The organism is Streptomyces sp. BV286, from assembly GCF_019090165.1.
Lineage (GTDB): Bacteria > Actinomycetota > Actinomycetes > Streptomycetales > Streptomycetaceae > Streptomyces.
On sequence record NZ_JAHRIB010000141.1, the window covers coordinates 89,873 to 103,590 of the forward strand.

The window sequence follows — 13,718 nt, forward strand, 5'->3', positions numbered from 1 at the left end:
CCGTGGACTCCTCCGACTACTACATACCGGCCGTCGCCATGATGGTCGGCCTGGCCGTCAAACTGCCGGGCCTGGTGAAGGACTGGCGCGACCCGCTCGTACGGACCGTCTGCCTGGTGATCGCCCTCGGCGGCGCCGGCTTCTTCTTCGCGGCCCCGCCCACGATCACCGCCGTCAACGAGGCCACCGGCACGGCCAACTTCTCCAGCCCGCTGGTGTACGGCATCATCAGCGCCTTCAGCGCGTCCTGCCTGCTGCTCATAGTCCACTGGCGCGGAGGGCCGCCCGCGTACGTGCGGCGCGTCTCACGCCGCTGGCAGGCCGGGTACGCCCTGGTCATCGTCCTGCTGGTCGTCCTCTTCGCGCTCGGTGACGCCCCGGCGGACCGCCACACCGACTTCGACACCTACTACGCGACGACCCCCTTCATCCGCGAGATGATCCTGCTCTACCTGGTCGCCCACATGACCGCCGCTCTCGTCACGACGGTGCTGTGCTGGCGCTGGGCGCTGCAGGTCGGCGGGTGGCTGCGGGCCGGGCTGTGGATCCTCGTCGTGGGCTGGCTGCTGAACCTGGCCTTCAGTGGCCTCAAGCTGGCCGCGGTGATGGCACGTTGGGCCGGTCAGGACTGGGGCGCTCTCAGTACGACCCTGGCGCCTCTCCTCTCCGCGCTGTCCGCGCCCTGCGCCACCGTCGGATTCCTGTTGCCCCTGGTGGGGCCGTGGCTCGTCTGGAACTGGCGGGCGGCGAGGACCTACCGGGAGCTGGGCCCTCTGTGGCGCGAACTCGGGTACGCCTCGCCCCGGACGCCGCTCGCCGGGCCCATCCCGTGGTACTCGTCGCCCCACGTCCGGCTCACGCAGCGCGAGGCGGGCATCCAGGACGGACTGAGCCTCGTGGGGCCCTGGTTCGACGGCGCGGTCCGTACGCGCGCGCAGACCGAGGCGGCCGCCGAGGGCCGTTCCTTCGACGAGGCCGCCCGGATCGGCCGCGCCGCCATGGTCGCCGCAGCCGTCCGGGACGTCCGCCTGGGCCTGCCCGTCGATCCCCACGCCCTCCTGGACCACACGGAGATCAGCGCGGTGCGCACCGCACCCGCGAGCGTGTCCGCCGCGTTGCGCGTGTCCCCGATCGTCGCGGCGGTCCGCCGCGAGAGCCCTGCCGCCACCCCGGCCGAAGACGGCGAGAAATCTCCCAGATGACCCACCTTCCCCCCACCGCCCGGCCCCGCCCGAGCGCCCTTCGGGCATCGCGGCCCCTTGTCGCGAAGTCACCCTGCCGTTCCCCCGGCACGGGGACACCACCTGCTCGCGCCGGCCTGCCCGCGAGGCCGGAGCGCTCCGGGCCCCGTTCGCCGTCGTCGCCCGGCAGATCCGGGCGCGGGCTGGTCCGCCCGGCCCGACGACACCGGTCGGCGACCGCGGAAGGCCGGTGAACCGTGGACGTCGTCTTCTACATCCCCGGCGTGATCCTTCTCGTCACCGCCGTCTTCAAGCTGTCGTCCATGGGGGGATCGTGGCGTGACCCGCTGATGGTGTCGAGCAGTGCGGTCCTGGTCGTCGGGGCCTGCGTCTGCATCCTGTCCGCGCCGCCCACCATCAGCGTCGTCAACGAACTCGTCGGCATCGCCAACTTCTCCGCCCCGCTGGTCTATTCGGGGATGTCCGCGCTGAGTGCCTCCTACCTCGTCCTGATGATCGCCTGGCGGGGCGGGGAGCCCGGAAGGGTCGCCCACGCGTCCCGCCTGGTGGTGTACGTCTACGGGCTGGTGATCATCGGGATCGTGGTCCTCTTCACCCTGGCCGACGTGCCCGTCGAGCGGACCCGGGACCTTGACACGTACTACGCCACGACGCCGTACATGCGCGAAATGATCCTGCTGTACCTGATCTCCCACACCGCGGCCACCGCCGCCCTCGCGGGCATGTGCCTGGGCTGGCTGCGGAAGGTGCGGGACCTCACCCGGCAGGGCCTGACGCTGATAGCCGTCGGCGTCCTGTTCGACCTGTCGTACCAGTTCGCCAAGTACCTTGCCATCGGGGCCCGTTGGAGCGGCCGCGACTGGGACTTCCTCTCCACCAGTGTCTCGCCGCCCCTGGTGGCGGTCGCGGGCGTCACCGTCGCCGCCGGCTTCGCGCTGCCGCGGGTCGGACCGTCCGTCGCGGACAACCTCCGCGCCTGGAGGCGTTATCGGCTCCTCAGGCCCCTCTGGCTGGAGATGCGCGACCTGCGGACACCGGTGGCCGACACCCACTGGTGGGATCTCCCGGTGGTGCGCCTGGTCCAGCAGGAGATCACGATCCTCGACGGAGTCCTGGTGTGCTCACCCCATTTCGACGACGAGGTCCGCAGGGCGGCCCGCTCCGCCGTGCGCGAAGAGGCGGACCACTCCGCGGCCCGGGCCACGACCCCGGCTCCCGTCCCCGCCGCCTCACGTCCGCCGGGTGGGCGGACGCCGCCGGACCATGCGGAGATCGTGGCCGAGGCGGCCATGCTCGCGGCGGCCAGGGTGCGGGTTGCGGCGGGCCCGGACGCCGACCTCCCGGCGGAGCCGGGACGGCTGCGGTCCGTGGTGCAGCCGCACCTCATGGTGGAGCTCGCGCAGGCCCTCGCGTCCTCACCGGTCGTCGCCGAGGCCCGACAGCGGGCGGCCCGGCAGAAAGTACGCCACGACTGAAGCCGCGAGCGCCCGCCGGGGCGCCGGGGTCGCCGTGCCGTCGGTCCCGCCGCTGAGCGAGCGGGGGCGGCCGAGCCGTGCGCCGGGCGCCCACCGGCTCCGTACGAGTCCGGCGACGTCTTCCCCGGCGAGCGCGGCGACAAGTCGCCGCGGAGCGGGGCCGTATCGCCCTGTACTGCCGAGGTACCGGAGCTGATCCCCTCTCAGGAGGGCTCCCGCGGGGCCCAGTTGGGATTCAGGGCCCCGCGGTGCCCTCCTGGCCCGATCATGGTTCGATCAAAGGGCCGGACCGAGGAGGGTTCCGGCCTGGCGATCCGACCAGCGACCACGCGCAGCAGCGCGACCCGAGTACCGCAGCCATGCGCCGACGACGGTCAACAGAGAGGGCCACCATCCATGCCTGACACGAGCTCCATCCCCGGGCGCAGTGCGATCGTCGTCGGAGGGGGCATGACGGGCATGCTCGCCGCAGCGGTACTCGCCGACCACGCGGACGTCACGATCGTCGAGAGGGACGTCCTGCCGGACGGCCCCCGGCCCCGCAAGGGCCTGCCGCAGGCCAGACACGCGCATGTGCTGTGGTCGGGTGGCGTCAAGGCCATGGAGGAGCTTCTGCCGGGCATCGTCGACCAGCTCGTCGACCGTGGTGCCCGCAGAACCCCCGTCATGGCCGACCTGGTGTCCAAGGCCCCCTCCGGACAGTGGTTCCGGCGCTTCGCCCACGCCCACCACATCAATCTGCTGTGCAGCCGCGACCTGCTCGACGCGGTGATCCGCGCCAGGGTGCTGAAACATCCGCGCATCACCTTGCGCCAGGACACCGAACTGCTGTCGCTGGAAGGCAGCGCCCGCCGCGTGACCGGGGTCCGAATACGGTCGGCGGACACCGAGAGCACCCTCCCGGCGGACCTGGTGATCGACGCGGGCGGACGGGGCAGCCGCGCCCCCGTCTGGCTGCAGGACCTGGGACTTCCGCCGGTGGTGGAGCGCACGGTCGACGCCGGTGTCGGGTACGCCAGCCGGATCTACCGCGCCCCCGGCCGGACCGCCGAGGGATTCCCGATCGTCAACGTCCAGGCCGACCCCCGGCAGAATCCCGGCAGGGGCGGGATCATCGCTCCCATCGAGAACGGCCGGTGGCTGGTCACGCTCTCCGGAACCGAGGGGGGCCGGCCGAGCGCCGACAACGACGAGTTCGTGCCCTTCGCGCTGCGGCTGCCGCACCCCGTCATCGGCGAACTCCTCGCCGACGCCGAGCCCGAGACGGACGTCGTCACCACCCGCAGCACGGCCAACCGGCGGCGCTACTACGAGAAGGCCGCCCGCTGGCCCGACGGCTTCGCCGTCCTCGGTGAGGCGGTCGCCGGTTACAACCCCGTCTACGGTCACGGGCTGAGCGCCGCCGCGCAGAGCGTCGTCGCACTGCACCACATCCTGCAACGGCAGGACCTCGGCGCCCCCGGCACGGCCCGGCGCATCCAGAAGGGCGCGGCACGTCCGGTGGAGAACGCCTGGAATCTGGCCGTGGGCCAGGACGTGTTCTATCCGGGCGCCAGCGACGAGCCGCCCACACGGCTCGAAAAGGCGCTCGCCGCCTTCGTGGACAGAGCTGTCGACGCCGGTTCGCGGAACCCCCACGCCCTGCGCATCCTGCTGGACGTGATGAGCATGGAGAAGCCGCCCGTCCGGCTCTTCCTGCCCGACATGCTCGCCCTCGTCTACTTCGGCCGGAAGAAGCCGCACCTCGCGGGCCCGCCGCTGACGGACCACGAACGCGACGCCGTCACGGCCTGAGCGCCTCTCCGCAGCCCTCCGGGCAGTCTTTCGGGGAGCGGTCCGGGGCAACGCGTCAGGGTGCGGTCCAGGGGCATCGGCCCGGCGTCATCACCCCCTTGACTGGTGACGGCCCCTCTGCGAGGATCGTCACCAGTCAAGCTGGTGATGTCGCGCAGCTCCGAGACGCAGGAGGCCGAGATGCCGCAGGGAGAGAAGGCTCCGGATGCCGCCGAGGCGGCACGCCGCGCCCGGTTCGGCACGCTGCCGGAGAGGGTCCGCCTCGCGGACACCGTCGAGGAGAAGCCGGCCACGGTGGTGGATCCCGCGCGCAACGCGTATGACGATGACGAGTGGCTCGTCCGCAACATCTTCTGACGGGTGCGGGATCGCGCGTGCCGTGATCCCGCGGCGGTCGGCCGACCGGGCCACCGGCCGCCGAGACGCACTCGCGCAGCCGGTGGCCGGGGGCGTCAGTGGGCGGCCGGTGCCTGGACCTGCTTCTTGCGGGCGCGGTACGCGGCGGCCTTGAGCTTGTTCCCGCAGGACTCCATGCCGCACCACTGCCGGCGAACCCCACGCGACCGGTCGATGTAGACGCGGGTGCATTCGGGGTTGCCGCACTCCTTGAGCAGCGGCACCTCCGGGCCGCTCAGCACCTCGACGGCGTGCCGCGCCACGGTGGAGAGGGCTTCTTCCGCTGTCGCCTCCGTATGCCGCCCCGTCGCGGTGAGTTGCGGGGTGGCGGATGGCTTGCGGGCCGCGCCGTTCACGGTGGCGAGTGCTTCGGCTTCGTAGGACTCGCCGAGGCGCCGCGCGGTGACCAGCACGTAGACCGCCTCGCGCAGAGCGACCGCCTGGGCGACGTCGGACTCCCCGCTGGGGGAGAGGGCGTCGACGATCCCGGCTTCGACGTACCAGGCGTCCAGCCGCTCCGGAGACACGAGCGTCTCGGCGCGGAGTGTGCGGCGGGCGCGGAGCGTCGCGGCGAAGTCCAGCGCCGGGTTCCCGCAGACGAAGACGTGATCCAGATTCACGTCACCATCCTGGCAGGTGACAGAGGCCCCTTGCAAGGCTGGTCACCGGTTGAAGAGGTTACGGGGGAGTGGGGGCGGCGAGGGGCGCGTGGTCCGGGCAGGGTCGTTCGCCCGAGCGTCGGAAGCAGGTCCCGATGCGGCCCCGGCGCGGGTGGGGGCCGGTGATCGTCCGTCGTCCGGCCGGCGTGACCCTTGACTTACCAAGACCCCCGCGCCACATTCCTGACTCCGCATCAGAACCGGGACACCATACGTGAGTTGGCTCCCGGGGCACAGCACGCACTCCCATTCCTTCGCCCGGTTGGAGCGCCCTGCCATGGCCACTAGCGCGGACCCCGCAAGACGTACTGATTCCTCCTCCCTGTCCGGCCCGTCGAGGCGCCGGGTGCTCGGCGCGGCGACCGGAACGGGGCTGGCGCTCGCGGCCGGCCTCCCCGGCACGGCCCAGGCGGCCGACCTGCCCCTGCTCGGCACGTACGACGTCGTGGTGATCGGCTCGGGTGCGGCGGGGATGACCGCAGCCCTGACGGCCGCGAAACAGGGGCTGAGCTGCGTCGTCGTGGAGAAGGCGGCCACTTTCGGCGGTTCGGCGGCGCGCTCGGGTGCCGGTATCTGGATCCCGAACAATCCGGTGATCCTGGCCGCCGGCGTCCCCGACACCCCGGCGAAGGCGGCGACCTACCTGGCCGCGGTGGTCGGTCCCGACGTGTCCGCCGACCGACGCCAGGCCTTTCTCGGGCACGGGCCCGCCATGATCTCCTTCGTCATGGCCAACAGCCCGCTGCGGTTCCGCTGGATGGAGGGCTACAGCGACTACTACCCCGAACTGCCCGGCGGTCTGCCCGGCGGCCGGTCCATAGAACCCGCCCAGCTCGACGGCAACATCCTCGGCGCCGAGCTGGCCCGGCTGAACCCTCCGTACCTGGCGGTCCCGAGCGGCATGGTCGTCTTCAGTACCGACTACAAGTGGCTCGCCCTCTCCGCGGTCAGCGCGAAGGGCCTCGCCGTCGCCACGGAGTGTCTGTCCCGCGGCACCAAAGCGGCACTCCTCGGCCAGAAACCCCTCACCATGGGCCAGTCGCTGGCGGCCGGCCTGCGCGCGGGACTGCTCACGGCCAGGGTGCCGGTCTGGCTGAACAGCCCGCTCACCGAGCTGTACCTGGAAAGCGGCAGAGCGGCGGGAGCCGTCGTGACCAGGGACGGCGCGCCGGGCCTGGTGAGGGCGAGGCGCGGGGTGATCGTCGGCTCGGGCGGCTTCGAGCACAACGCGGCCATGCGCGAGCAGTACCAGCGACAGCCCATCGGCACGCAGTGGACGGTCGGAGCCAAGGAGAACACCGGGGACGGGATCCGCGCGGGCCGGCAGGCGGGTGCCGCACTCGACCTGATGGACGACGCATGGTGGGGCCCGGCCATCCCGCTGCCCGGTGAGCCCTACTTCTGTCTCGCCGAACGCACCCTGCCCGGTGGGCTCCTCGTCAACGCCGCGGGAGCCCGCTTCGTCAACGAGGCGGCCCCCTACAGCGACGTCGTCCACACCATGTACGAGCAGCACGCGAACGCCCCGCACATCCCGGCCTGGCTGATCGTCGACCAGAACTACCGCAACCGCTACCTCTTCAAGGACGTCGCTCCGACGTTCACGTTCCCCGACGCCTGGTACTCGTCAGGCGCCGCCCACAAGGAGTGGACGCTCGACGCCCTGGCTCAGCGGATCGGAGTGCCGGCGGCAGCCCTCCGCGCCACCGTCAACCGCTTCAACGGCCTTGCCCGCGGCGGCACCGACACCGACTTCCACCGCGGGGACAGTGTCTACGACCACTACTACACCGACCCGGCGATCCTCCCGAACTCCTGCCTGGCGCCGCTGTGGCTGGCCCCGTTCTACGCCTTCAAGATCGTCCCCGGTGACCTCGGTACCAAGGGCGGTCTGCGCACCGACGCCCGGGCGCGCGTACTGCGCCCGGACGGATCCGTGATCCCCGGCCTGTACGCGGCCGGGAACGCGAGCGCGGCCGTCATGGGGCACAGCTACGCGGGCGCGGGCTCGACGATCGGACCGGCGATGACCTTCGGCTACATCGCGGCGCGTGACATCGCGGCGGGCGCCGGGGCCTGACGTCCCGGACGAGGAGGCCCGCTCAACGATCCTGTCCGGACGGTCAGCTGTGGAAGCGGATGTAGCCGTTGCCGTCGGAGTCGGAACCGCTCTTGGTGTATTTGTGCACGTCGGAGCGGCTTCCGGAGGGCTTGTAGAAGTAGATCGTGTCGCCGGGGTTGTTCCACATGAAGTTGCAGTTGTCGCGGTAGACGACGTTCCGGCCTTCGGAGTCGGTCCCGTTGCCGCCGCGCAGCTTCACGTAGTCGCCGGGCTGGAGGTAGTGGTTCGCGGTGAAGAGGAAGCGATTGCCGGTGGCGTCCTCGACCAGATAGTTCTTCAGGTTGATGGTCGCCGAGGACGAGTAGTTCTTGATCGTCAGGTACTCCTCGTCCGTGTTGCCGGTGGCGCAGTTGTTGGAGTCGCTGCCGGGTGCGTCGTACTGCACACCGCGGATCTTCAGAGCCGACTGGTACTCGGCCGCCTGGGCCGGGGTGACGACGACGGCCAGCGCGCCTACGGTGACGGCCGCGGCTATGACCGGGTGTTTACGCATGAGAAATTCCCCCTCCGGATACCTGCAAGGCACCGGAGCCTAGCCATGTCGTGAAACATCCGTGTTGGGTGCGAGGAAATTACCTATTCCGCTATCGAAACGTGATAAGTGAGGGCACGGTCGAACGGCCCGTGCAGGCTCCCGAGGTGGTCGACCGGGGAAGCGGAAAAAGGTACCTTCCCCGGCTTGTGGGAGCGCTCCCATGCACGCAAGGATGCTTGCCATGCTGTCGCAGCCCGGAATTCGCCCCTACCAACTCGCCGACCGTGCCGGAGTCGCCGCCGTCTGCGTGCGGACCGCCCTCGACGGAGGCGACTCGCGCGACCGCTACCCCGACGAGGAGTTGATGCCGTCCATATTCGCCGCGCCCTACTGCCACCTGGAGCCGGAACTGGCCTTCGTCCTGGACGACGGATCGGGCAGGCCGGTCGGTTACGTCGTCGGCACCGCGGACACGGAACAGTTCGTCAAGAACTTCCGCGCGACCTGGATCCCCCGCGTCGCCCGCCGCTATCCCGAACCGACGACGGCACCCCGTACACCCAGCGAGGAGATGATCCATTTGCTGCACACTCCCGAGCGGATGGTCCTGCCCGCACTCGTCGCGTACCCGGCGCACCTCCACATCGATCTCCTGCCGGAATGGCAACGGCGGGGCTTCGGACGAGCCCTGATGCGCTCCTTCCTGGCCGCGCTGGAGAGCCGCGGCGTTCCAGCCGTCCACCTCGGCATGGTCACTGCCAACACCGCCGCACGGGCGTTCTACGACCGCCTCGGCTTCCACGAGATCCCTGTGCCCGACCCGGGCCCCCTCACCTACCTCGGCAGGTCGACGGCCGCGAACACTCCGTAGCCGCCACACCCGGCCGAGCAGGCCGTTCCCCGGACCGTCCGCCCGGGGGAACTCCTGTCCGACCTGTCCTCTATGCTCCCGCGCATGAGCGAGGCGGACTCCGGCAGACGGGTCATCGACGGGCGGTTCCGGCTGGAGTCGCGGCTCGGCGGCGGCGGGATGGGCACGGTCTGGCGGGCCACGGACCTCGCCCTGCACCGACAGGTGGCCGTCAAGGAGGTGCGGCCCCCGGACATCGACCTCGCCGAGTACGACCCGGACGGCGCGCGGATGCTGCGGGAGCGGGTGCTGCGCGAGGCGCGGGCACTGGCGAGGATCGACCATCCGAACGTCGTGACGATCCACCACATCGTCGACGGCGGCGAGGGCACCTATCCGTGGATCGTGATGGAACTGGTCACCGGCGGCTCGCTCGCCGACCGGCTGGGCCGGGGCCCGATGGACCCCGCGGACACGGCACGGCTCGGGCGCGAGGTACTGGCGGCGCTACGGGCCGCCCACGACGCCGGCATCCAGCACCGGGACGTCAAGCCCGCCAACGTCCTGCTGCGCCCCGACGGCCGCCCCGTGCTCACGGACTTCGGCATCGCGGCGATCCGCGAGTCCACGGCTCTCACCGCCACCGGGTCGATCATCGGCACCGCCGACTACATGGCCCCCGAGCGGGTCGCGGGCAACGACGGCGGATCGGCTTCGGACCTGTGGTCACTGGCGATGATGCTGTACGCCGCGGTCGAGGGCCGTCACCCGCTGAGCCGGGGCACGACGCTGGCGACCCTCGCGGCCGTGCTCTACGAGGACGTGCCGCCGCCGGAGAAGGCCGGACCCCTGGCGGATGTGCTGATGGGCGTACTGGTGAGGGACCCGGCGGCACGCCCGGACGCCGGGACGCTCGACCGGATGCTGGCGGACGTCGCGGACAGCCGCACGGAGCCCACGTCCTACCGGCTCACCCCTCCACCGGCCGGCACCGCCCAGGCCACCCCGCTCCACCACCTCGGCGGGTCCGCCGTGCACCAGGACCGGCCGACACCGCAGGACGCCGTACCCCGGCCGTACGTTCCGTCGGGCCCGGCCGTGCCGGACCGGACGGGACCCGGTGCGCCGACACCCGTCCGCCCGGCGGGGCGAGGCCGCCGTGCCACGGTCGCCCTGTCCGCCGCGGGCACGGTCCTGGTGGGCGTACTGGCGTGGACACTGCTGCCCGGCTGGGGGAACGGCGGCTCGTCCTCCGCGGGTGACGACTCCTCGAACGGAGCGAACGGAGCGAAGGGGAAGCCGTCGGCCAGTTCTTCCTCGATCGACCCGAGCGGCACGTCCCGGCAGACGAAACAACCGGAGCAGCCGAAGCAGTCGGAGGGGAAGGAACAGCCGGAACAGTCGAAGACCACCGGCCTGCTGACCCCGGACGGGATTCGCTCCGCGATCCGGGCCATCGAGAAGGACACCGGCCGCGACCGGTTCGGGGCCTTCTCGGTCTACCCCGATCACATCTCCGCCGAGGTGATGGTCAAGGGCAGCCGGACCAGTTACGACCTCTACAGCTACCGCGTCGACAGCGGAGTGGAGAAGGGCATCATCAAGAACCAACTGTCCGGCGGGGCCCAGCCGATGAGTCTGGACGACTTCGACTGGGACAAGGTTCCCGCGCTGTTCGCCGAGGCCGACAGGAAGCTGAACGTCGACAACGCCACGAGCCGCTATCTGCTGGTCAAACCGCCCAACACGGTGTTCGGCACAGCGGCTTACATGTCCGCCTACCTCAGCGACGAGTACAACAAGGGTGGGTACGTGCAGGCCGACCCGCACGGCAAGGTGACCAAGGTGATGCCTTTCGACGGATAGCGAACGGCGTGCGGGCCGACGGCACATGAGCCGTCAGCCGTCAGCCGTCAGCCGTCAGCCGTCAGCCGTCAGCCGTCAGCCGTCAGCTGTCAGCCGTCAGCCGGTACCGGGGGAGCGGAGTGTCGGGAGGTCATGGCGGCCAGTTCCTCCGCCGTCAGCGGGCCGGGTGACAGGTCGGTCAACAGGCCTTGCGTTTGCAGGAGTTGAGCGACCGCGACGCCCCAGGGCAGACGCAGACCCGCTTGCTCCAGTAGATCCGTGCGGGCCAGCGTCCCGGCAGCCGGGCCGGTGAACACTCCGTCCGGGGTGAGGAGGGCGGCGTCGTCGGCCCAGCGCAGGGCGAGGTCCACGTCGTGCGTCGCCATCACCACGGTGGTACCGCCCTCGCGCAGCCCGTCCAGGGCCGCGAGCAAGCGTTCCTGGCCGTCCGGGTCGAGCCCGGCGGTCGGTTCGTCGAGGATCAGGACGCGCGGCCGCATCGCCACGGCGCCCGCGATCGCGGTCCGTTTGCGCTGGCCGTAGGAGAGCAGATGGGTGGGCCGGTCGGCCAGGGCACTGATGTCCAGCGCGGCGAGCGCCTCGTCCACCCGGGCCCGTACCTCGAGGTCGGTCAGGCCGAGGTTCAGCGGCCCGAACGACACGTCCTGCCCGACGGACGCGGCGAACAGCTGGTCGTCGGGATCCTGGACGACGAGCTGGACGGTCGTGCGCAGCCTGGTCAGGCCCTTGCGGTCGTACCGGACCGGCTGGTCCGCGACAGCCAACTGGCCCGTGTCCGGCCGCAGTCCGCCGCTCAGCAGCCGCATCAGGGTGGTCTTGCCGCTGCCGTTGCGGCCGAGAAGGGCGAGCGCGCGTCCCTCGCGCACCTCGAAGTCGAGGTTGCGGAGCACGGGCGGGCCGTCCTCGTAGGCGTAGGACGCGCCCCGCAGGGCGACCAGCACGGGCTCGCTCATCGCAGCGGCCTTTCCAGTACGAAGGTGAGGGCGGCCACGGCCGTGAGCAGCGCGACGCTGGCGAGCGTGAAGCGTGCGGAGACGCGGGCCTCCGGAACGAGGACGCGCAGGGTGCCGTCGTAACCGCGTCCGGCGAGCCCTGCCTGCAGCCGCGTCGCCCGGTCGAAGGCCCGGACGAACGCGGTGGCGCCGAGCCCCGCCAGCGAACGCCACTGGGCGGCCCGTGTGGTGTGCCCGAGCCGTGCGGCCTGCGCGTCCCGGATCCGCCGCACGGAGTCGAGCAGCAGGAAGCTCATCCGGTACGTCACCAGGGCGACGTCGACGACCGGCGCGGGCACCCCGGCCTTCACCAGGCGCGGCAACAGGTCGGACATGGGGGTCGTGAACGCGAACAGCAGGACACCGAGGGAGGCCGCGGAGGTACGCAGCAACAGTTCTCCGGCGCGTACGGGCCCGCCGTCGGCCGGTGTCAGGAAGCCGTCGGGCCCGCCGACCTGCAGGAGCAGGGGGAGGGCCCCGGTCACACAGAACCCCAGCGGCACCCGGTAGGCGCGCCACAGCCGCCGGGCGGGGACCCCGGCCGGGCCCAGCAGCACACTGAGGGCCGTCAACAGGACCAGAGCGGCGCCCGGCCAGGGCGGGAGGGAGATGGCGAGCACGGTCAGGCCCAGTCCGAGGACGGCCTTGTCCACCGGGTGGCGGCGGCGCCAGCGGCTGCTGTGCGCCGCCGCGTCAATGGGCAGCATGAACGCTCAGATCCGTCCGACCGAGGACTCACCGGTGCCGGCGGGTGTGCTCCCGTGGGTCTTCGCGGTGGTGCCGCCCGGTGAAGTGGTGACCTCCGCGGAGGTGGTGACGTCCGGGGCGGTGACAGGGGTGGAGTCCTGGCCGTCCTGCTGTGCCCGGGCGCGCAGTTCGCCCTGGCGGCGTCCGCGGCGGACACCGAAGTAGTAGGCGAGGACACCGGCACCGAGGGCGGCCTGGAGGGCGAACAGTGCCGATTCGATCTCACCCGACGGCGGCTCGTACAGAGGGGAGAACCAGGGCTCGTAGTCGGGTTCGATCTCCGTGATCGCGGTTTCCGCCTCTGCGTCGGCGCCCGCGAACGGCTCCTTCTTGTGATCGCCGAGGCCGAGAGCCAGTGGCAGGACGGCGAGTGCGACCACGACGAGGAGCAGCAGCGCGTTGATCTTCGTGTTCCTGCTCATCGGGCCACCGCCTCGGTCTCGGTCCTGGACTGCTTCTTGGTGAGGAGCACGCCGAGCCGGGTCAGTTCGCCCTTGCTGGACTGCACCAGGAGCCGCATCACGAGCACGGTGAGAAGGCCCTCGCTGACCGCGAGCGGAATCTGGGTGACGGCGAAGATCGAGCCGAACTTGCCGAGTGCGCCCAGGAATCCGCTGCTCGGGTCGGGGAACGCGAGCGCCAGTTGCACGCTGGTCACGCAGTAGGTGGACAGGTCGGCGACGAACGCGCCGAAGAACACCGCGACCATCAGCGGCACGTCGAAACGCCGCAGGAGCCGGTAGATGCCGTAACCGGCCCATGGCCCGACGATCGCCATGGAGAAGACGTTCGCGCCGAGTGTCGTCAGGCCGCCGTGGGCGAGCAGCAGGGCCTGGAAGAGCAGGGTGATGGTGCCGAGCACGGCCATGATCGGCGGCCGGAAGAGGATGGCACCCAGCCCGGTACCGGTGGGATGCGAGCAGCTCCCGGTCACCGAGGGCAGTTTGAGTGCGGAGAGGACGAACGTGAAGGCTCCGGAGGCACCGAGGAGCAGGGTGCTCTCGGGATTGTCCTTGACCTCACGGGTGAGTGACCGGGCTCCGTGGACGACGAAGGGCGCGGACGCGACGCCCCAGGCGATCGCGTGCGCCGGTGGGAGGAAACCCTCGGCAATGTGCATGGCTCAGCAGACCCTCTCCA

13 protein-coding genes are annotated in these 13,718 nt (G+C 71.2%); 7 read left to right on the top strand and 6 right to left on the bottom strand.

Annotated elements, in window-relative coordinates; all coding sequences use genetic code 11:
- Window positions 1-2: 2 nt before the first annotated feature.
- The 4 genes from KUF83_RS20200 to KUF83_RS20215 all read left to right on the top strand — a co-directional run bounded on the left by KUF83_RS20200 (window position 3) and on the right by KUF83_RS20215 (window position 4,828).
- A complete protein-coding gene (locus KUF83_RS20200; RefSeq protein WP_217456136.1) occupies window positions 3-1,202 on the top strand; it encodes an MAB_1171c family putative transporter in 1,200 nt (399 codons plus the stop codon).
- A 236-nt stretch (window positions 1,203-1,438) separates the two neighbouring features.
- Entirely contained in the window at window positions 1,439-2,677 is a 1,239-nt protein-coding gene (locus KUF83_RS20205) for a hypothetical protein (RefSeq protein ID WP_217456137.1), read from the top strand.
- A gap of 396 nt (window positions 2,678-3,073) precedes the next feature.
- Window positions 3,074-4,471, top strand: a complete 1,398-nt coding sequence (locus KUF83_RS20210) for an NAD(P)/FAD-dependent oxidoreductase (protein ID WP_217456138.1) — start codon at window positions 3,074-3,076, stop codon at window positions 4,469-4,471.
- Window positions 4,472-4,651: 180 nt separating this feature from the next.
- Window positions 4,652-4,828: a hypothetical protein gene (locus KUF83_RS20215; protein ID WP_217456139.1), complete on the top strand. Its 177-nt coding sequence runs from the start codon at window positions 4,652-4,654 to the stop codon at window positions 4,826-4,828.
- Between the two features lie 95 nt (window positions 4,829-4,923).
- On the opposite strand, the gene KUF83_RS20220 is transcribed toward KUF83_RS20215, so the two are convergent.
- Entirely contained in the window at window positions 4,924-5,487 is a 564-nt protein-coding gene (locus tag KUF83_RS20220) for an ABATE domain-containing protein (protein WP_217456140.1), read from the bottom strand.
- Window positions 5,488-5,803: 316 nt separating this feature from the next.
- Between KUF83_RS20220 and kstD the strand changes: the two genes are divergently transcribed.
- Window positions 5,804-7,606 carry a 3-oxosteroid 1-dehydrogenase gene (kstD, locus tag KUF83_RS20225; RefSeq protein WP_217456141.1) on the top strand — a complete coding sequence of 601 codons (1,803 nt, stop codon included), beginning with the start codon at window positions 5,804-5,806 and terminating at the stop codon, window positions 7,604-7,606.
- A gap of 43 nt (window positions 7,607-7,649) precedes the next feature.
- On the opposite strand, the gene KUF83_RS20230 is transcribed toward kstD, so the two are convergent.
- Entirely contained in the window at window positions 7,650-8,141 is a 492-nt protein-coding gene (locus KUF83_RS20230; RefSeq protein WP_217456142.1) for a lamin tail domain-containing protein, read from the bottom strand.
- Window positions 8,142-8,364: 223 nt separating this feature from the next.
- On the opposite strand from KUF83_RS20230, the gene KUF83_RS20235 reads away from it, so the two are divergent.
- Both KUF83_RS20235 and KUF83_RS20240 read left to right on the top strand, forming a co-directional pair.
- Window positions 8,365-8,994, top strand: coding sequence for a GNAT family N-acetyltransferase (locus tag KUF83_RS20235; protein WP_217456143.1), 630 nt, complete (start codon window positions 8,365-8,367; stop codon window positions 8,992-8,994).
- A gap of 84 nt (window positions 8,995-9,078) precedes the next feature.
- Window positions 9,079-10,839, top strand: a complete 1,761-nt coding sequence (locus KUF83_RS20240) for a serine/threonine-protein kinase (RefSeq protein ID WP_217456144.1) — start codon at window positions 9,079-9,081, stop codon at window positions 10,837-10,839.
- Between the two features lie 89 nt (window positions 10,840-10,928).
- On the opposite strand, the gene KUF83_RS20245 is transcribed toward KUF83_RS20240, so the two are convergent.
- Genes KUF83_RS20245 through KUF83_RS20260 form a run of 4 tightly spaced genes read right to left on the bottom strand, consistent with a single transcriptional unit; the run spans window position 10,929 to window position 13,698 of the window.
- The gene (locus KUF83_RS20245; protein ID WP_217456145.1) at window positions 10,929-11,792 is read right to left on the bottom strand and encodes an energy-coupling factor ABC transporter ATP-binding protein; all 864 of its coding nucleotides are present in this window, start codon (window positions 11,790-11,792) and stop codon (window positions 10,929-10,931) included.
- On the bottom strand, window positions 11,789-12,538 hold the full coding sequence (cbiQ, locus tag KUF83_RS20250; RefSeq protein ID WP_217456146.1) for a cobalt ECF transporter T component CbiQ: 750 nt from the start codon (window positions 12,536-12,538) through the stop codon (window positions 11,789-11,791). Before cbiQ ends, KUF83_RS20245 begins: the two co-directional genes overlap by 4 nt.
- Before the next feature lie 6 nt (window positions 12,539-12,544).
- Window positions 12,545-13,000, bottom strand: coding sequence for an energy-coupling factor ABC transporter substrate-binding protein (locus KUF83_RS20255; protein ID WP_254644104.1), 456 nt, complete (start codon window positions 12,998-13,000; stop codon window positions 12,545-12,547).
- Complete coding sequence (locus tag KUF83_RS20260) at window positions 12,997-13,698, bottom strand: energy-coupling factor ABC transporter permease (protein ID WP_217456147.1); 702 nt, start codon at window positions 13,696-13,698, stop codon at window positions 12,997-12,999. The genes KUF83_RS20255 and KUF83_RS20260 overlap by 4 nt, the downstream gene beginning before the upstream one ends.
- Window positions 13,699-13,718: the final 20 nt, after the last annotated feature.